The organism is Microbacterium candidum, from assembly GCF_030315975.1.
GTDB classification, from domain to species: Bacteria; Actinomycetota; Actinomycetes; order Actinomycetales; family Microbacteriaceae; genus Microbacterium; species Microbacterium candidum.
This window is the reverse complement of the sequence record NZ_JASXSZ010000005.1, coordinates 272503-291551: the sequence shown is the minus strand read 5'-3', so window position 1 is coordinate 291551 and position 19049 is coordinate 272503. Positions and strand designations below refer to the sequence as shown.

Genomic DNA, 19049 nt, shown 5'->3' with positions numbered 1-19049 from the left:
CAACCGCGATAAGCGCTCCCACGCGTGACTTCTTCAATGTTCCTCCTGTGCAAGGGGTGTGCGGCCACGCAGGAACCTGCCTGCACTGGCCGCGGATACCGACAGACTAAGTAACCTCCAGCGGATGGTCAAAGCGCGTGGCGAAAACGTTACACACCCTTAACTCAAGTTGAACCGCGTATGGCAATCTGACAACACGAGACCGCGTCTACCCAGAGGAATGCTCATGACGGACAACGTGGCGGACGCAGGTCCCACCAGCGGAACGCTCAGCCGAGCGCGCATCGGCTGGGAGATTTGCTTGGTCCTGGCAATCAGCGTTGGGCAGTCCGCTGTATACTCTCTCGTCGCGCTGATACGTGCCGCACTGCGTACGCAGTCACTCGGCTCTCAGCAGGCGCAGCTGAACCCGACGCTCGACAACGTCGCCGTGTGGAATGTCGTATACCAGCTGCTCGACATCTTCTTCTCGCTGGCGCTCGTGGGCATGGTCGTCTACCTGCTCTGGGAGCCGGGTACGAACGCCCTGCGCCGGATGGGGCTCGACTTCACGCGATTCGGCAGCGATCTCGGCCGCGGCCTCCTGCTCGCCGCAGTGATCGGCATCCCCGGCCTCGGGCTGTATGCCGTCGGACGCATGATGGGGATCACGGTCTCCGTCGTCGCCTCGCCGCTCGACGCGGCGTGGTGGACGATCCCTCTGCTGATCCTCTCCGCGATCCGTGCGGCGCTCACCGAGGAGATCATCTTCATCGTCTACCTGCGCGACCGCCTGGAGCGGCTCGGATGGGGCAACTGGACGATCATCCTCTCCGCGGCGGCCCTCCGCGGCGCGTACCACGCATACCAGGGCTACGGCGCGATCGTCGGGAACTTCGTCATGGGCGTCGTATTCGGCTGGTGCTACAAGCGCTGGGGCCGCGTCATGCCGCTCGTCATCGCGCACACGCTGCTGGACACCGTCGCATTCGTCGGCTACCCCCTGGCGGCCGCGCTCTGGCCCGGAGTCTTCGCCCCGCCCAAGTAGCGCACGCCGGCGCGGAATGCCACACGCGCGCCGTGGTCCGCGGCACCGCTAGCGTCGGCTGCCCGCAGCCCGCGTCGGCTGCCGCAGCCCGCGTCGGCTGCCCGCAACCATCGAGACTCGCACTTTCGTCCTCGGCGCGCGGCGTCGCCAGGCGCGGTGGACGCCAACGCGCGTCTCAGTGTGTCGAGGGCGGACGCCGCGGTTCCTCCCCAGCGAGGTTTCCGCACGCTCCATCCCTGGATTCGACACCGGGCGCGCTCCGGAGGCGAGGAGCCCGTGACGATGGTCGGGTGAATCTACGTCCATCTCCCGCAGACCTGCACCTTGCGCGGGACGAGCAGGTGACGGGATCGCGGATGCGGCGGGACCCGACGTGGCGCCGCATCCGGAAAGGCGTCTACGCCGCTGCCATGGCGTGGGATGCACTCGCACCTTGGGACCGCTATCTCGTGCGAGTGCACGCGTTCGCGCTGACGCATCCCGACGCGGTCTTCTGCTTCGAGTCCGCGGCCGCCCTGCTCGGGCTTCCCGTCTTCGGCGAACCGTGTGACATCCACGTGCTCGCGGGGCCGAGGTCGCCGGGTCGTCGACACGGCGATGTCGTCGTCCACGCGAACGTGCGTGCCCGCGCCGTCGCGGAGTTCGGGCCGATCGCGATCACGACGCCGCAGGAGACGGTCGTCGATCTCGCGCGCGTGCTTCCTCCCGCATTCGGCCTCGCCGTCGTCGACGCGGCGCTGCGGCGTGCCGAGTTCGCGGGGCTCGCAGGCGCGATGCAGGATGCGGCGGAGCGCACCGGTGCGCGCGGCGCACGCCGCGTTGAGTGGATCCGGGAACGCGCCGACGCGAGCGCAGAGAGCGTCCTCGAGTCCGTCGGTCGCGCTGCCATCGAATGGTGGGGATTCGAGGCACCGACGTTGCAGGTCGTCATCCGGACGGGCGCCATCTGCGACCGCGTGGACTTCGCCTGGCCGGACAGACGGGTGATCGGCGAGGCGGATGGGGATGTGAAGTACTCCAATGATCCAGACGAGGCGCGACGGCAGGTGCTCGCAGAGAAGCGCCGGGAGGACCGGTTGCGACGCATCGCGGGCGGATTCGTGCGCTGGGGATGGGCCGAGACGATGGCGCTTCACGCGACAAGGGATGTCGTCCCCGTTCGAGATCTCCTCCTCGGCGTCGGCCTGCCGCAGGTGCGTAATCCGAAGGTCAGGATGCTCGCAACGCTGGCAGCGAATCCGCGGTCGATTCCGCACGCCCGCCTCCTGCCCGGCTGAAGCCCAGACAGGACATCCGTCGCCGCGACACCCGTCAGCGTCCACAACACCGGCGGCGCCAAGCGTCCTGGACCGATGAGAGCATTTGACAGCGACCGGGGCACCACGGGCCCGGCAATCCGCGGACGCGCTGGAACGGCCGACGCACCGGTGAGGGTACGACCACTGCATCGGGCGAGCGCTCCGCTCCCCCGGAGATGGCCGTCTCCCCCGTGTCTTCGGCGAAACACCCCCCAGCGTCCACAACACCCGGCGGCGCCACGTGTCTTGGACAAATGTGTGCATTTCGCGGAGAAGCCGGGGCGGCGCGGCACGGAACGGCCAGCAGGGAACGGGTCGCGGCACGGAACGGCAAGCACGGAACGGGTGGTGGCGTGGAACGGGTGGTGGAGGACGCACGGCGGGTAGGCGCGCGCAGGACGCGGCGGTGGGCCGGGGCGGTGGGTGGCAGCGAGCGCGGAAGTGCAGCGCACCGGGGACGGGCGGTCGGGCGCGCGCGGTGGGCCGGAACGCGGCGGGCACCGGAACGCGGATGGGGGCGGGATGCGCAGCATCCCGCCCCCATCCGGGTGCCTTACGCGAAGGCCTCCACGGGCGGGCAGGCGCACACGAGGTTGCGGTCTCCCCACGCGTTGTCGATGCGGCGCACCGGCGGCCAGTACTTCGTTCGCACGAGCGTGTGCACGGGGTACACGGCGGTCTCGCGCGAGTACGGATGCGTCCACTCGCCCATGACGGTCGACTCGGCCGTGTGCGGAGCGTTCACGAGCGGGTTGTCGTCGGCCGGCCACTCCCCCGCGCCGACCGCGATGGCCTCGGCCTTGATCGCGATCATGGCGTCGACGAAGCGGTCGAGCTCGGCGAGGTCCTCCGACTCGGTCGGCTCCACCATCAGGGTGCCGGCGACCGGGAACGACATCGTCGGCGCGTGGAAGCCGTAGTCGATGAGCCGCTTCGCGACGTCGTCGACCGTGACGCCGGTCTCCTCCTTGAGGGGACGGAGATCCAGGATGCACTCGTGCGCGACGAGCCCGTCGTTGCCCGTGTAGAGCACCGGGTAGTGCTCGCGCAGGCGCGCGGCGAGGTAGTTCGCGGCCAGCACGGCCGCGGACGTGGCGTCCTTGAGGCCCTCTGCGCCCATCATGCGCACATACGCCCACGAGATCGGGAGGATGCTCGCGGAGCCGTACGGCGCCGCGGAGATCGGTCCGCCGTCGAAGACGAAGCCGCCCGCGTGGTCGGCGCGCTGCGCGAGCGTGTGCGAGGGCAGGTAGGGCGCGAGGTGCGCCTTGGCCGCCACGGGGCCCACACCGGGACCGCCGCCGCCGTGCGGGATGGCGAACGTCTTGTGCAGGTTCAGGTGCGACACGTCGCCCCCGAGGTCGCCGAAGCGCGCATAGCCGAGCAGCGCGTTGAGGTTCGCGCCGTCGACGTACACCTGGCCGCCGGCGTCATGGACGGCCTGCGTGATCGCCACCACGTCCTGCTCGTACACGCCGTGCGTGGACGGGTAGGTGATCATGAGCGCGGCGAGCTCGTCGGCGTGCAGCGCGATCTTCGCGCGCAGGTCGTCGAGGTCGACGTTGCCCGCGTCGTCGCATGCGACGACGACGACCCGCATCCCCGCGAGCACGGCCGAAGCCGCGTTCGTGCCGTGCGCGGACGACGGGATGAGGCAGACCGTGCGCTGCAGGTCGCCGTTGGCGTGGTGGTAGCCGCGGATGGCGAGCAGGCCCGCCAGCTCGCCCTGCGAGCCCGCGTTCGGCTGCAGCGAGACCGCGTCGTACCCGGTCACCTCGGCGAGCCACGACTCGAGCTGCTCGATCATCGCCAGGTAGCCGTGCACGTCCTGTTCGGGCGCGAACGGGTGCACGCGCGAGAATTCGGGCCACGACACCGCCGCCATCTCGGTGGCAGCGTTGAGCTTCATCGTGCACGAGCCGAGCGGGATCATGCCGCGGTCGAGCGCGTAGTCGCGATCGGCGAGCTGCTTGAGGTACCGCATCATCGCCGTCTCGCTGCGGTGCGAGTTGAAGACGGGATGTGTCAGGTACTCGTCATCCCGCACGAGCGCGTCGCCGACGCCGCGCAGCGGCACAGCGCCGTCGAACGGCAGGTCGCGCACATCGTTCTCGTCCGCCTCCGGAAGCCCGAACGCCCATGCCACGATCGCGAGATCGTCGGCGGTCGTGGTCTCGTCGACCGAGACGCCGACGGTCGAGTCGTCCACCCAGTGCAGCTGGTAGCCCTTCGACCGCGCACGCTCGATGACCGCCCGCGACGGGCCCGGGGTCACGACGCGGATCGTGTCGAAGAACGAATCCGCGACGACGTTCAGGTCGTAGGAGCGCAGACGCTGCGCGAGGGCGTCCGCCTTCTTCGCCACGTCGGTCGCGATGGCGCGCAGTCCGTCCGGGCCGTGGTAGACCGCGTACATCGCGGCCATGACCGCGAGCAGCACCTGGGCGGTGCAGATGTTCGAGGTGGCCTTCTCGCGACGGATGTGCTGCTCACGCGTCTGCAGCGAGAGGCGGTAGGCCGGGTGGCCGACCGCGTCCTGCGAGACGCCGACGAGTCGACCCGGCATCTGGCGCTCGACGCCCTGGCGCACGGCCATGTAACCGGCGTGCGGGCCGCCGAAACCGAGCGGGACGCCGAAGCGCTGGGTCGTGCCCACCGCGATGTCCGCGCCGAGCGAGCCCGGCGAGCGAAGCAGGGTCAGGGCGAGGAGGTCCGCGGCGACGACCGCGAGGCCGCCCGCGACGTGCACCGAGTCGATGACACCGGACGGGTCCCACACGCGCCCGGAGGCGCCGGGGTACTGCACGAAGACGCCGAATGCATCCGCGGGCAGCGAAGCCCCGTCGGCCAGGCGGGACTCGACGATGTCGATCCCGACGGCCGCCGCGCGGGCGTGCAGGAGGGCCTTCGTCTGCGGGAAGGCGTCCGCATCCACCACGAACACCGTCGAGGTCGACTTCGAGACGCGGCGGGCCGCCAGCATCCCCTCGACGACCGCGGTGGCCTCGTCGAGCATCGACGCGTTCGCCGTCGCCATGCCCGTGAGGTCGGACACCATCGTCTGGAAGTTGATGAGCGCTTCGAGGCGGCCCTGCGAGATCTCCGGCTGGTACGGCGTGTAGGCCGTGTACCAGGACGGGTTCTCGAAGACGTTGCGCGCGATGACCGACGGGGTGAACGTGTCGTAGTAGCCGAGGCCGATCATCGGCCGGGCGACGCGGTTCTGGGAGGCGAGCTCGCGGAGCTCCGCGAGGGCTTCGGCCTCGGTCGCGGCGGCCGGGATGGCCGACGAGGAGCGGGGCTGCGCGTGGATGGATGCCGGTACGGCCGCCTTCACGAGCGTGTCGACCGAGTCGTAGCCGACCGCGTCGAGCATCGTGCGCTGGGCCGCCGCATCCGTTCCGATGTGGCGATCGGTGAAGGCGGTCATGCAGCGCCGTCCGTGAGGGCGACGTACGCCGCACGGTCGAGGAGCGCCGCGACGGCGGCGGGGTCCACCCGCACCTTGATGAGCCAGCCCTCGCCGAACGCGTCCGCGTTCACGAGCGACGGGTCGGCGTCGACGGCGTCGTTGATCTCGACGACCTCGCCGGAGAGGGGCGCGTACAGCTCGCCCACCGACTTGGTCGACTCGATCTCGCCGCAGACGTCGTTCGCGGCGATCGCCGAACCCGCCGACGGGAGGTCGACATAGACGATGTCGCCCAGCTGCTCAGCGGCGTAGTCGGTGATGCCGACGGTCGCGATGTCGCCGTCGAGGGCGACCCACTCGTGCTCGGCGGTGTACTTGAGGGCGTCGAGATCGGTCATTTGTTCCTCCGGTAGAAGGGCAGGGCGGTGACAGTGGCAGGGATGCGGGTGCCGCGGACGTCGATCGACAGCTCGGTGCCGAGCTCGGCCGCGGACGGGGAAACGAACGCCATGGCGATCGGGTGGCCGAGCGTCGGGCTCAGCGCCCCGCTCGTGATCTCGCCGACGACGTCGTCGCCGAGAAGGATGGAGTAGCCGGCGCGGCCGGCGCGCTTGCCGTCCGACGTGATGCCGACGAGGACGGGCGCATCCTCGGCGGGCGTCGTGGCGCCCTTTCCGACGAAGTCCTCCTTGGCGTCCACTACGACGCGGCCGAGGCCCGCCTGCGCAGGGACGATGTCGCGCGAGAGCTCGTGTCCGTAGAGCGGCATGCCGGCCTCCAGGCGCAGCGTGTCGCGGGCGGCGAGCCCGGCGGGCACGATGCCGAACGGCTCGCCCGCGGCGAGCAGCCCGTCCCACAGGGCGCCGGCGACGTCGTTCGGGACGAGGAGCTCGAAGCCGTCCTCGCCGGTGTATCCCGTGCGGGCGACGAACATCCAGGCGCCGTCGAACGTGCCCTCGCGCCACGCGTAGTAGCCGAGGTCGTCGAGCCCCGGGATATCCACGCCGGCCGTCGCACGGAGGATCTCCTCGGCGCGGGGACCCTGCACGGCGATCAGCGACAGGTCCTCCGTGACGTCCTCGACGGCGGGCGCCTCGCCGCGGAACGACACCGACTCCCCGAGGATCGGGGAGGCGACGAACGCGGGGCCCGCGAACGCGTCGAGGCCGGCCGCGAAGGCTTCTGCCACGGCATCCCGGTTGCCCGCGTTCGACACGACGAGGAAGTACTGCTCGCCGGTGCGATAGACGATGACGTCGTCGATGATCGTGCCGTCGGCGGCGAGGACGAGCGAGTACTTCGCCTTCCCGATCGGCATCGCCGAGATGCGGCCGGCGAGCACGTAGTCGAGGAACCCGGCGGCCTCGCCGTCGTGCACCCAGAACTCGGCCATGTGCGAGATGTCGAAGAGGCCGGCTGCGGTGCGCACGGCGTGGTGCTCGGCGAGGTCCGAGCCGTAGCGGACCGGCATCATCCATCCGCCGAAGTCGGTGAACGATGCCCCGAGCGCCTCATGGCGGTCGCGAAGGGTGGTGTAGCGGGGGTCTGTCATGAGTTCTCCCGAATGCGGATGCGGGCAGCCGTCGGACGACGGCTGAGAACTCCCCCTCTGTCATAGGCCTGAGAGCTTCACCCGGGTTCGGGTTTTCACCGTCGGCGGACTTCTGAGAGTTGCGAGAGAGAAAGGTGGAGACCTGAAGAAGGACCTCACCAGGGTTTCGGCTCGGCGCCGGGGCGCCTCGCTCAACCCGATTTCTCGCTTCGCTCGAAATCGCTTTCCAGAGCGGCCGGACCCGCGCGGTGCACGGACCTGAGAGATTGGCGGGGAGCTTGCTCCTTCGGTGCCCGGTCTAGCCGGGGCTCTCCCGCGAGGGTCATACGGCCTTGTCAAGTTGTCCGTCAAGCATAGCGGGGCGAGCATGTCCCGTCACCGCATGGCGCGGCGGCTCGTCAGCCGGTGCAGCGGGTCGACGCGACCGGCGTCTGGAGGGACTCCGCCTGCCGCACGATCGGGGCGAGCTCATCGGTCGTCTCCGCATAGCCGCGCGAGGCATCCTTCTCGTCCCGCGCGAAGACGAGGCCCGCGACCGTCCCCTGCGCGGTGAGCAGCGGCCCGCCGGAGTTCCCCGGCTTGACGCCCGCTTCGAGGGCGTAGACCGAGCGCACGGAGTCTCCGTTGTTGTAGATGTTCGGAACCGAGACATCTCCGGTGGACAGCACTCGCGCGGGCGTCACGGTGAACGGGCCGCCATACGGGTAGCCCTCCGCGACCGCCGATGCCCCGGGCTGCAGCGGCGCGACCAGGCGGAGGGGCGCGGCATCCAGTCCCGGCACGGAGACGATCGCGAGGTCCTTGTTCGGGTCGAAGTAGACGACCCGGCCTTCCCGCGCGGTCCGGCCGGGAAGCTCGACCATGGGGCGGTCGACGCCGGCGACGACGTGAGCGTTCGTGATCAGGCGCCCGGCGGCGATCACGAAGCCGGTGCCGGTCACGTTCATGCCGCACGCGTACGCCGTGCCGCTGATGCGGGCGACCGACTGCGCCGCCGTCGCGAGCGCGGGATCATCGAGGGCGACGGGCGGCTGCGTCGCGGTCGTCGTGCCGGGGAGGGCAAGACCCAGACTCGGCAGACCGCCGTCGAGGACATCCGCGCGCAGCTGCGCGATCCCGGCGGCGACGGGTTCGGGGGTCAGGTTCTCGATCGTGTTGAGGACGCGCGACGAAGCGACGGCGGACGACACCGTCGGGATGCCTACCGCGGCGATCGCGCTGCCGACGAGGGACACCGTGAGAGCTGCGATGACAAGGCTCGCGACGCCGCCGAAGAGGCGTTCCACCGGTCTCAGCGGGGTCCGGTCGACGCCGCGGCGGACGAGGAGACCGAGGGCGGATCCCGCCCACGAGCCCAGGGCGAGGAAGGCGATGGACGCGGCCACCGTCGTGAACGCCCGCCATCCCGGCGCGGGGATGAACGACGCGAGGAGCGGGACGAGCCACAGCGCAGCCGCAGCTCCGGCGATGAGCCCGATCAGGGTGCCGATGCTCGCGAAGAAGCCCCGCATCAGCCCGCTCACCACGGCCGCGATGAGGATGGCGATCAGGATCACGTCGACGACGAGCACGGGTTCACGGTACGGCGATCGCCTGTGAACGCGCCGACTTGCGGTTCTGGTCATCCTGACTCTAAGATCGGGACCGGAGTTAAAGTCACTATGACCAGAACACGACCCGAATCAGATGCTGCGACCCGCGTCGCGGTGTCGACCGTGATCTTCACGCTGCGCCGCGCTCCCCACGCCGAGCGCGCGGATGTCGTGCTGCCACTCGTGCGCCGCACGCGCGACCCGTTCGAGGGGCACTGGGCGCTCCCCGGCGGCTGGCTAGACGAGGTCGAAGGGCTGGACGCCGCCGCATCCCGCACCCTCGCCGAGACCACCGGTCTCGCGCCGAGTTATCTGGAGCAGCTGTACGCGTTCGGCGATGTCGACCGCTCCCCCACGCGCGTGGTGTCGATCGTGTACTGGGCGCTCCTGCGCGGGGACGAGGTCGACGCACAGCTGGCTGCCCACGCGGCGCTCGGCGACGCACCCGAGAATGTCTCGTGGTTCGACGCGGCTTCCCTCCCTCCGCTCGCGTTCGACCACAACCAGATCGTCGACTACGCGCTGTGGCGCCTGCGCAACAAGGTCGGGTACAGCCGCATCGCGCATGGTCTGCTGCCCGCCGCCTTCACCCTCGCGGAGCTCCGCGAGGTCTACGAGGCCATCCTCGGGCGACGCCTGGACCCGGCGAACTTCCGGCGCCAGGCCGAGGCGTCCGGAACCCTCATCCCGACCGACGGCTTCCGCACCGGGAACCATCGCCCCGCCCGCCTCTACACGTACAACCGCGATGTCGAACTCGCCGACCGCGGACCTCTTCTTCCCGCCGCCGTGCCCGATACCCGCGGGCCGGCATCCTTCTCCGAACGGAGCATGTCATGACCGCTACGCCGCTCACCCTGGTCCCGCGCCCCGAGATCGACCCGTCGGTCGACCACGGCATCCAGGCGATCGTCGCGGGCGCCTCGAGCGCCGAGACGTGCAACACCGACCTCGCCGCCGGGCCGTGGGACTTCGACATCCGCCCCGGTTACGGACCCGGCGCATCGATGGGCGACGTGATCCCGACCGGGTCGCCTCGTCAGGGCGCCCTGCCGCAGGATTACCGCGACGCGGCGGAGGACGAACTGCACGCGCGCATCACGGCAGCGAAGGACGCGCTCGGCGATCGCGTCGTCATCCTCGGGCACTTCTACCAACGCGAAGAGGTCGTCCGACACGCCGACTACGTGGGTGATTCGTTCCAGCTCGCGGGCTTCGCGAAGCAGCATCCCGAGGCCGAGGCGATCGTGTTCTGCGGCGTGCACTTCATGGCCGAGACCGCCGACCTGCTCTCGCAGCCTGATCAGGCCGTCATCCTCCCGAACCTGGCTGCGGGCTGTTCGATGGCCGACATGGCCGACATCGACCAGGTCGAGGAGTGCTGGGAGCAGCTGGCCGAGCTGTACGGGGATCTCGACGCACCGGACGCGGACGGGCTCGTGCCGGTCGTGCCCGTCACGTACATGAACTCGTCGGCCGCGATCAAGGGCTTCGTCGGCAGGCATGGCGGCATCGTGTGCACGTCGTCGAACGCGCGGACGGTGCTCGAGTGGGCGTTCGCGCGGGGGCGGCGCGTGCTGTTCTTCCCGGACCAGCACCTCGGGCGCAACACCGCCAAGGCGATGGGCGTCCCCCTCGAGCAGATGCCGATGTGGAACCCGAACCGCTCCCTCGGCGGGTCGACGACGTCGGAGCTCGAGGACGCGAAGGTGATCCTGTGGCACGGGTTCTGCTCGGTGCACCGCCGCTTCACGGTCGACCAGATCGACAAGGCGCGCGCGGAGCACCCGGGCGTGCGCGTCATCGTGCACCCGGAGTGCCCGATGGCGGTGGTGGATGCCGCGGACGAGTCCGGCTCGACCGACTACATCCGGCGCGCGATCGCTGCGGCGACGGAGCCGACGACGTTCGCGATCGGCACCGAGATCAACCTCGTCCAGCGCCTGGCGGCGGAGCACCCGCAGCACGAGATCTTCTGCCTCGACCCCGTCGTGTGCCCGTGCTCGACGATGTACCGCATCCACCCCGGCTACCTCGCCTGGGTGCTCGAAGAGCTCGTCGACGGCTCCGTCGTGAACCGCATCACCGTCCCGGCCGAGGTCGCCGACCCGGCGCGCGTCGCGCTCGAGCGGATGCTGGCGGCCCGGCCATGACGGACGTCATCGTCGTCGGCAGCGGCATCGCGGGGCTCACCGCGGCGCTGCACGCGGAGGCGGGCGGATGCCGCGTCACCCTCGTCACGAAGGACGAGCTCGAGCACGCCAACACGCGCTTCGCCCAGGGCGGGGTCGCCGCCGTCCTCTTCGACGACGACCGCGTCGAGGACCACATCCGCGACACGCTCGTCGCCGGTGCGGGCCTCGCCGACCCGGAGGCCGTGCGGGTGCTCGCCGCCGAAGGACCGGACCGCATCCGCGAGCTCATCGCGCTGGGCGTCGCGTTCGACCGGGCCGCCGACGGGACGCTCGCGAAGGGGCTCGAGGCGGCGCACTCGTATCCGCGGGTCGTCCACGCGGGTGGGGATGCCACCGGCCTCGCGATCGAGAAGGCGCTGGTCGCCCGCGTGCGCGCCGCCGGCATCGCCGTCATCGAGCACGCGTTCCTCGTCGACCTCCTCGTGGACCGGTCCCCGAGCTCGGCGAGGGGCCGGGTCGCGGGAGTGACGCTGCTCGTCGGCGGTGTGCGGCGGACGCTCGAGGCCGACGCCGTCGTCCTCGCGACGGGCGGTGCCGGGCAGCTCTATCGCTACACGACCAACCCGGAGGTCGCCACCGGCGACGGCATCGCCGCCGCGATCCGCGCCGGAGCCGAGGTGGAGGACCTCGAGTTCGTACAGTTCCACCCGACGGTGCTGATCGGCAAGGCCCCCGCCGCAGGGCTCGTCGGTCGCGGCGACCCGTTCCTCGTCTCCGAGGCTGTGCGCGGCGAGGGGGCGACCCTCATCGACGAAGACGGCAGGCGTTTCGTGTTCGATGCCCACCCCGACGGCGAACTCGCGCCGCGCGACGTCGTCGCACGCGCGATCGCCGCACGCATCGCGGAGCAGGACGGCCGCCCCGTCTTCCTGGATGCCACGGCGATCGGCGCCGACAGGCTGGCGGCGCGGTTCCCGACGATCGACGCCGCCACCCGCGAGCGCGGCTGGGACTGGTCGGGTGAACCCATCCCCGTGACTCCGGCGGCGCACTACGTGATGGGCGGGGTGGCGACGGATCTCGATGGGCGCACGAGCGTCCCCGGGCTCTTCGCCGTCGGCGAGGTCGCCCGCACCGGCGTCCACGGTGCGAACCGCCTCGCGTCCAACTCGCTGCTCGAGGGCGCCGTGTTCGGCGCGCGAGCGGGCGATGCCGTCGCGCACGCGGGGCACAACCGCTGTCCGGTCCCCGAGCTTGTCGAGGGGTCGTCCGGCGAGCAACGGCCGAGGATCGCGCCTGACGTGAGATCGCACGACACACGCCGTGCGATCCACGACGCCTCGACAAGCTCGGCGACCGATTCCGGAGTCGCCCGGACCGATTCCGGAGTCGCCCGGACCGATTCCGGAGTCGCCCGAGAGGACTCTGAACACGGGCCGTTCTCCCGCGAGGCGCTCCAGGAACTCATGTGGGCGGATGCGGGGCTCGTCAGGGATGACGCAGGGCTTCGGCGCGCCGCATCCACCATCGCCGACTGGCGCGCCGAGGCGCGACCGCGGGACACGGCGCGCGACCTCGAGGACGACAATCTGCTGCTCGTCGCCGAGAACGTCGTCGCAGCCGCCCTCGCCCGCACCGAGTCGGTCGGCGCGCACTACCGCAGCGACGCCGTATCTCCGTCGGATGCACGCGCCACGCAGGGCGCACCGCAGGGGATCTCGACGGCGGCCGACACCGTCCCCGTGCGATCGCGCGGCGTCTCGCGCCGCCGCATCCCGAATCTCCTGCACTCCGCACAGACCGAGGAGGTCGCCTGATGCTCACCCGTGCCACGATCGACCGCGCCGTGTCCGCCGCCCTCGAGGAGGACGCGCCGTGGGGCGACCTCACGAGCGAGGCCCTCATCCCGGAGAACGCGGTCGCCCGTGCCGATCTCGTCGCCCGCGAGCGTGGCGTGTTCTCGGGCGGTGAGGTGTTCGCCGCAGCGTTCCGCCTCACCGATCCGAGCATCGACGTCGAGCTCGTCGTCGAGGACGGCGCATGGTTCGAGCCCGGCGCGATCCTCGCTGTCGTCGTCGGCCCCGCGCGGAGTGTCCTCACGGCGGAGCGGATCGGACTGAACTTCGCGCAGCGCATGACGGGCATCGCGACCCTCACCGGCGCCTATGTCGCCGAGGTCGCGCACACCGGCGCGCGCATCGTCGACACCCGGAAGACGACGCCGGGGCTTCGCGCGTTCGAGCGGAAGGCCGTCCGCGACGGCGGCGGCCGCAACCACCGCACGTCGCTGTCGGATGCGGTCATGGCGAAGGACAACCACCTCGCGGTGCTCGCGCAGAAGGGGGTGTCCACGACGGCCGCCCTGCTGGCTGCGAAGGACCTGCTGCCCCACACGACGCACATCGAGGTCGAGGTCGACCGCCTCGACCAGATCGAGCCGGTGCTCGCGGCGGGCATCGACACGATCATGCTCGACAACTTCTCCCTCGACGATCTGCGCGCCGGGGTCGCGCAGGTCGCCGGCCGCGCAGTCGTCGAAGCGTCGGGCGGCGTGAGCCTCGAGACCGTCCGCGCGATCGCGGAGACGGGCGTCGACGTCATCTCGGTCGGCGCGCTCACGCATTCGGCACGGGCTCTCGATCTGGGGCTCGACATCCGCATCGGAGTCTGACGTGCTGTACCTCGACAATGCCGCGACGACGGCCGTACGGCCCGAGGTGGTCGAGGCGATGCTGCCGTATCTCACCCGGTCGTTCGGCAATCCGTCGAGCCATCACACCGTCGGAGAAGAGGCGGCGAGGGCGCTCTCCGACGCCCGCGCCCGTATCGCGCGGATCGTGGGGATGCGGGCGGGCGACATCGTGTTCACCTCCGGCGGCACCGAAGCGAACAACCTCGCGGTCAAGGGCATCGCGATCGCGGCGACGGTGAACCGCGGAGCGAGGCACGTCGTCACGACCCCGATCGAGCACGAGTCGATCCTCGAGTCCGTCGCGTACCTCGAGCGCGTGCACGGCTTCGAGGTCACGATGCTCCCTGTCTCTTCCGAGGGCCGGGTCTCCCCCGACGATCTCGCCGACGCCCTGAGCGACGACACCGCCCTCGTCGCGGTCGGGTACGCGAACAACGAGATCGGGACGATCCAGGATGCGCCGGCGCTCGCGCGGGTCGTGCGGGAGCGCCGCATCCCCCTCCACCTCGACGCCGTGCAGGCGGCCGGCTGGATCCCCCTCGCGGGGACGGATGCCGACTCCCTCGCGATCGCCGGGCACAAGGTGGGCGCGCCGAAGGGCACGGGCGTCCTCGCGGTGCGCGGGCGCATCCCGATCGAGCCGCTCCTGCACGGCGGGGGGCAGGAGCGCGGGCGCCGCAGCGGAACCGAGGACGTCGCCGGCGCCGTCGGACTGGCCACCGCGCTGGAACTCGCCGAAGCGGAGCGGGCGGAGGATGCGGCGGCCGTCGGTGCGATCTGCCGGTCGTTCATCTCACGCGTCCTGACTCTCGTCCCCTCGGCGCGGCTCACCGGCGACCTGGAGCGGCGCCTTCCCGGGACCGCGAGCTTCACGTTCGCGGGAACGAGCGGCGAGGCGGTGCTGCTCGAACTTGAGCGGCGCGGGGTCGTCTCCTCGAGCGGTTCGGCCTGCGCAGCGGGCAGCGACGAGCCGTCGCACGTGCTGGTCGCACTGGGCATCGCGCCCGAGATCGCGCAGACGGCCGTCCGTTTCACGCTCCCCCACGGCCTGCGCCGGCCGTTGGATGCAGTGGCGGATGCGGTCGCCGCATCCGTCGCCGCCGTCGGCGGGTGACCCGCGCGTCGTACTGGCAACGCCACCGCGTGCCGACTCGCTTCGCTCCCTCGACGACCCGCGGGGAGGAAGTGGCGAGCATTCACGAGCAACGCGGGTTGTTGAGCGAGCGTTTCCATGCCCCCTCAACGAATCGCCGGCGCGACGCACGACACCTCCGGGCGCGTGGGCGCGGACCAGCGGGACGAAACGCGACGATGCCACCCGCACGAATAGGATCGGGCGAGTGAGCCGCCCCGTCGTGACCGTCATCGTCCCGGGCCGCGACGTGGCCGACTTCGCCGCCGAAGCTGTGGACTCCCTCCGCGCGCAGACGTTCGAGGACTGGCGCGCGATCCTCGTCGATGATGGATCAGAGGATGCCACGGGAGCGATCTTCGACGCGGCCGCGGCCGCCGACGACCGCCTGACCGTCATCCGGCACGAGGCGTCCCGCGGACTCGGCGCGGCACGCAATGCGGCGCTCGAGATGGTCGATACGCCGTACGTCGGCTTCCTCGACGCCGACGACGTGCTGCGCCCGCGCGCGCTCGAGCGTCTCGTGGAGACGATCACTGCGACCGGCAGTGACCTCGTCGTGGGGGCCTACGTTCGGCTGCGCCCCGACGGAAGCGGCGGATACGCGCCGGGCGAGGTGCAGCCGTGGGTGACGGCATCCACCGATCCCGAACGTCACGGCGTCACCCTGGCCGACCACCCGTCCGCGGCCGGCAACATCGTCGCGTGGTCGAAGCTCTCGCGCAGCGCCCTGTGGGACGGGCTCCGGTTCCCGGAGGGTCGCGCCTACGAGGACCAGGTCGTCGCACAGCTCCTGTACACGCGCGCCCGCGGGTTCGACGTCATCCCGGATGTCGTCGTCGAGTGGCGCGAGCGCGCGAACGGCACGTCGATCACGCAGCGCAAGGCCGAACTGCCTGTGCTGCGCGACTACCTCGACGCGCTCTCCGGCGGCATCGCGGTGCTCGATGCGCAGGGGCTGGATGCGGCGGCCGCCGGTCGCGTCGCCCTCATCTTCCTCCTCGACCTTCCACCGCTGATCGAGATCGCCCGGATCCATCCGGATCCGGCCTACCGCACGCTGCTCGCATCCTTCGTCGAGGAACTGGCCGCGCGCCCCGGCGCACCCCGCACCCCGCCTCCCCTCTGACGCCCGTCTGACTCCCCGTTCTCGCCGACTTGCCACATATCGCGGGAATGCTGCTTGCTCTACCCGCCATATGTGGCAAGTCGGTGTGAGACGAGGATTCCTCCCCAAGCGGAACACCTGTGGACAGCCGGTGATCGGCCGCACACACCCGACACACTCGACGGATGCCCCGCACACCCGCACCGTTGCCCGCTCCGCTTGCGGGTCGCATCTTCTGCGTCGAGCTCGCGGATGCCTTCGGCATCTCGCGATCGCGAACGCGCGCAGCCGACCTCACAGCGCCGTTCCGAGGCGTGCGCGCACCCGCGATCGAGCTGCCTCACGTCGCCCTCTGCGTCGCCGCTCTGCAGTGTCGGCCGGACGCGACCGCGGTCAGTCATATCAGCGCCGGGCTCCTGCACGCAATGCCGCTCCCTCACCGTGTCGTGCAAGAGCGGGCCATCGACCTCGCAGTGCCTACGGGGACCCGTGCGCCTAGGGGCCGGGGCATCCGAGGCCACCAGATGGACCTGCGCGCCCAAGACATCGTCGTGATCGCAGGAGTTCGCACGACCACCGTTCTCCGCACGTTCTGCGATCTGGGCGCGAGGCTGACGCTTCCTGAACTCGTCGCCGTCGCAGACCATCTTGTGCGTCGCGCCGCAGGTCGGTTCACGGTGGCGGACATCGCGGCCGCAATCGCAACGTGGCCGGGGAGGCGAGGCATCCGGAACCTTCGCCGCGCGATCGAGCTCGTTGACCCTAATGCCGAGTCGCCGAAGGAATCGGAGCTCCGGGTCCTGCTGATCGAGGCAGGCCTCCCGCATCCCGTGCCACAGCATGTCGTGCACGACCGCGACGGTCGACTCGTCGCGCGCGTTGATCTCGCCTACCCCGATCGCCTCATCGCGATCGAGTACGAAGGGGACCACCATCGCGAGCGCGAGCAATGGCGCGCAGATCTCGCGCGTCGTCGACGCCTGGAATCGCTCGGCTGGCGCTACATCCCGGTCACCCAGGCCGACCTGGACGACCCGCACGCGTTGCTCGCCGACCTCAGTAGCGCGTTGCGCCATCGATTTGCCACATGATGAGCGAATGTGGCCCCCATACTCGCCAGATGTGGCAAGTCGGCGCCGATACGAGCCGCGGGGGCGAGCGGGGGCGAGCGGGGGCGGGGCGGGATGGACGGAAGAGGCGGTCAGACGCCTTCGATGCGGGATGCGGCGAGCTGCTCCGCCGCGAGCGCCGAATACAGCCCGCCCTGTGCCAGCAGCGATGCGTGCGTGCCGGACTCGACCACGCGCCCGCCGTCGACGACGTGGATGACGTCGGCCTCGACGATCGTCGAGAGCCGGTGGGCGACGGTGATCGTGGTGCGGCCGCGGGCCGCGGCATCCAGCGCCTCCTGCACGACGCGCTCCGAGACCGTGTCGAGCGCCGATGTCGCTTCGTCGAGGAGCAGCACGGGCGGGTCCTTCAGCAGCACGCGGGCGATCGCGATGCGCTGCTTCTCGCCGCCGGAGAGCCGGTAGCCGCGTTCGCCGACCACCGTGTCGTACCCCTCGGCGAACGAGGCGATGACGTGGTGGATGTTGGCCGCCGTGCACGCGGCGACGAGCTCGTCGTCGGTGGCATCCGCCTTCGCGTACAGCAGGTTCTCGCGGATAGACGCGTGGAAGAGGTACGTCTCCTGGGTGACGATGCCGACGTGGTCGATGATCGACTCCTGCACGAGCGACCGCACATCGGCGCCCGCGAAGAGGACCGACCCTCCGCTCGCCTCGTGCAGCCGCGGGGTGAGGTACAGCACTGTGGTCTTGCCCGCACCGCTCGGCCCGACGAAGGCGATGTGCTGCCCGGGCTCGGCACGGAACGACACACGATCGAGGGTCGGGCGCGCATCCCCCGCGGCATCCGGATACCGGAACGACACGTCGCGGAACTCGACGCTGCCGAGCGGCCCCGGCGCGTCCTCGACGCGGATCGCGTCGGACGCATCCGCGATGGCCGGCGTCAGGTCGAGGTACTCGAAGATGCGCGCGAACACCGCCTGCGACGTCTGCAGATCCAGCGCGACGCGCATGAGGCCCATGAGCGGCTGCAGGAGGCGCGCCTGCACCGTCGTGAACGCGACGATGGTGCCCGCCGTGATGGCGGCGTGGCCGCCGGCGAGGATGAACCCCGAGACGAGGTAGATGACGGCGGGGACGCTCGCCATGATGACGCCGACGAGCGCGAAGAAGCCCTGACCGCTCATCGCCCGCCGCACCTGCAGGCTCACCTGGTTGCGGTTCTCGGCGCGGTAGCGCTCGCCCTCGGCGCGCTGGCGGTTGAAGGACTTGGAGAGCAGGATGCCGGAGACGCTCAGCGTCTCCTGCGTGATCGAGGTGAGCTCTGAGAGCGACTCCTGCGTCTGCCCGGCGATGCGGGCGCGCACCTGGCCGACGCGACGCTGCACGATCGCGAGGATCGGCATGAGGATGACGGCGATGATCGTGAGGCGCCAGTCGATCAGGATCATCGCGACGAGGGAGGCGACGACCGTGACGGAGTTGCCCAGGATGGTGGTGACGGTGTTCGTCAGCACGTCCGCGACCGCGCCGACGTCGTTCTGCAGACGCGACTGGATGGCTCCGGTCTTGGTGCGGGTGAAGAAGCCGAGCTCCATCGACTGCAGGTGGTCGAACAGTCGCACCCGGAGATCGCCGGTGACCGAATTGCCGACGGTCGAGGTCAGCCACGTCTGCACGACCCCGAGGCCCGCCGACAGTAGGAAGAGCGCGATCATCGCGGCGACGAGCCGGACGAGGAGTGCCAGGTCCGGACCGCCCGTGGCCGGGAAGAGCGCGTCGTCGAACACGCGCTGGACGATGAGCGGCGGGATGACGGCGATCGCCGCCCCCGCGACGACGAGGAGCCCCGTGATGGCGATCCGCCCGCGGTAGGGCCGGAACAGCCGCAGGGCACGCGGTCCGAGATCCGGGATGCGGGGAGCCGCCGCGTTCGCCGCGCGCTGCGCGCGCGCATCCACTCCGCGGAAGGCCGCGCCGCCGCCTCCGCCGGGGTGCCCCATCGCCATCAGGGGCGCCTCCCCGTCA

General features: G+C 70.7%; 14 protein-coding genes and 1 riboswitch. Of the genes, 9 read left to right on the top strand and 5 right to left on the bottom strand.

The genetic code is table 11. The annotated features are described in order from the left end of the window. Window positions 1-226 precede the first annotated feature (226 nt). Window positions 227-1027, top strand: coding sequence for a CPBP family intramembrane glutamic endopeptidase (locus QSV35_RS15990; RefSeq protein WP_286289795.1), 801 nt, complete (start codon window positions 227-229; stop codon window positions 1025-1027). A 290-nt stretch (window positions 1028-1317) separates the two neighbouring features. Then, on the top strand, window positions 1318-2304 hold the full coding sequence (locus QSV35_RS15985; protein WP_286289794.1) for a hypothetical protein: 987 nt from the start codon (window positions 1318-1320) through the stop codon (window positions 2302-2304). A gap of 574 nt (window positions 2305-2878) precedes the next feature. On the opposite strand, the gene gcvP is transcribed toward QSV35_RS15985, so the two are convergent. From gcvP to QSV35_RS15965, 4 genes are all read right to left on the bottom strand, one after another. Then, complete coding sequence (gene gcvP / locus QSV35_RS15980) at window positions 2879-5755, bottom strand: aminomethyl-transferring glycine dehydrogenase (RefSeq protein WP_286289793.1); 2877 nt, start codon at window positions 5753-5755, stop codon at window positions 2879-2881. Continuing rightward, the gene (gene gcvH / locus QSV35_RS15975) at window positions 5752-6135 is read right to left on the bottom strand and encodes a glycine cleavage system protein GcvH (protein WP_286289792.1); all 384 of its coding nucleotides are present in this window, start codon (window positions 6133-6135) and stop codon (window positions 5752-5754) included. Before gcvH ends, gcvP begins: the two co-directional genes overlap by 4 nt. Continuing rightward, entirely contained in the window at window positions 6132-7289 is a 1158-nt protein-coding gene (locus QSV35_RS15970) for a glycine cleavage system aminomethyltransferase GcvT (RefSeq protein WP_286289791.1), read from the bottom strand. Before QSV35_RS15970 ends, gcvH begins: the two co-directional genes overlap by 4 nt. A gap of 236 nt (window positions 7290-7525) precedes the next feature. Beyond that, window positions 7526-7615: riboswitch (glycine riboswitch) on the bottom strand. A gap of 72 nt (window positions 7616-7687) precedes the next feature. Beyond that, window positions 7688-8860 carry a MarP family serine protease gene (locus QSV35_RS15965; RefSeq protein ID WP_286289790.1) on the bottom strand — a complete coding sequence of 391 codons (1173 nt, stop codon included), beginning with the start codon at window positions 8858-8860 and terminating at the stop codon, window positions 7688-7690. 90 nt (window positions 8861-8950) lie between these two features. Here QSV35_RS15965 and QSV35_RS15960 point away from each other — a divergent pair, with 90 nt between their 5' ends. The 7 genes from QSV35_RS15960 to QSV35_RS15930 all read left to right on the top strand — a co-directional run bounded on the left by QSV35_RS15960 (window position 8951) and on the right by QSV35_RS15930 (window position 17039). Further along, window positions 8951-9721, top strand: coding sequence for an NUDIX hydrolase (locus QSV35_RS15960; protein ID WP_286289789.1), 771 nt, complete (start codon window positions 8951-8953; stop codon window positions 9719-9721). Then, window positions 9718-11034, top strand: a complete 1317-nt coding sequence (gene nadA, locus QSV35_RS15955) for a quinolinate synthase NadA (protein WP_286289788.1) — start codon at window positions 9718-9720, stop codon at window positions 11032-11034. Before QSV35_RS15960 ends, nadA begins: the two co-directional genes overlap by 4 nt. Beyond that, window positions 11031-12833 carry an L-aspartate oxidase gene (gene nadB / locus QSV35_RS15950; RefSeq protein ID WP_286289787.1) on the top strand — a complete coding sequence of 601 codons (1803 nt, stop codon included), beginning with the start codon at window positions 11031-11033 and terminating at the stop codon, window positions 12831-12833. The genes nadA and nadB overlap by 4 nt, the downstream gene beginning before the upstream one ends. Next, window positions 12833-13687 (top strand): carboxylating nicotinate-nucleotide diphosphorylase, encoded by an 855-nt coding sequence (gene nadC, locus QSV35_RS15945; protein WP_286289786.1) that lies wholly within the window; start codon window positions 12833-12835, stop codon window positions 13685-13687. Before nadB ends, nadC begins: the two co-directional genes overlap by 1 nt. Before the next feature lies 1 nt (window position 13688). Continuing rightward, window positions 13689-14822, top strand: coding sequence for a cysteine desulfurase family protein (locus QSV35_RS15940; protein WP_286289785.1), 1134 nt, complete (start codon window positions 13689-13691; stop codon window positions 14820-14822). Window positions 14823-15048: 226 nt separating this feature from the next. Further along, complete coding sequence (locus QSV35_RS15935) at window positions 15049-15969, top strand: glycosyltransferase family 2 protein (RefSeq protein ID WP_286289784.1); 921 nt, start codon at window positions 15049-15051, stop codon at window positions 15967-15969. Between the two features lie 656 nt (window positions 15970-16625). Continuing rightward, window positions 16626-17039, top strand: coding sequence for a hypothetical protein (locus tag QSV35_RS15930; RefSeq protein ID WP_286289783.1), 414 nt, complete (start codon window positions 16626-16628; stop codon window positions 17037-17039). Window positions 17040-17149: 110 nt separating this feature from the next. Here QSV35_RS15930 and QSV35_RS15925 read toward each other — a convergent pair whose 3' ends face one another. Beyond that, window positions 17150-19024: an ABC transporter ATP-binding protein gene (locus tag QSV35_RS15925; RefSeq protein WP_286289900.1), complete on the bottom strand. Its 1875-nt coding sequence runs from the start codon at window positions 19022-19024 to the stop codon at window positions 17150-17152. Between the last annotated feature and the right edge of the window lie 25 nt (window positions 19025-19049).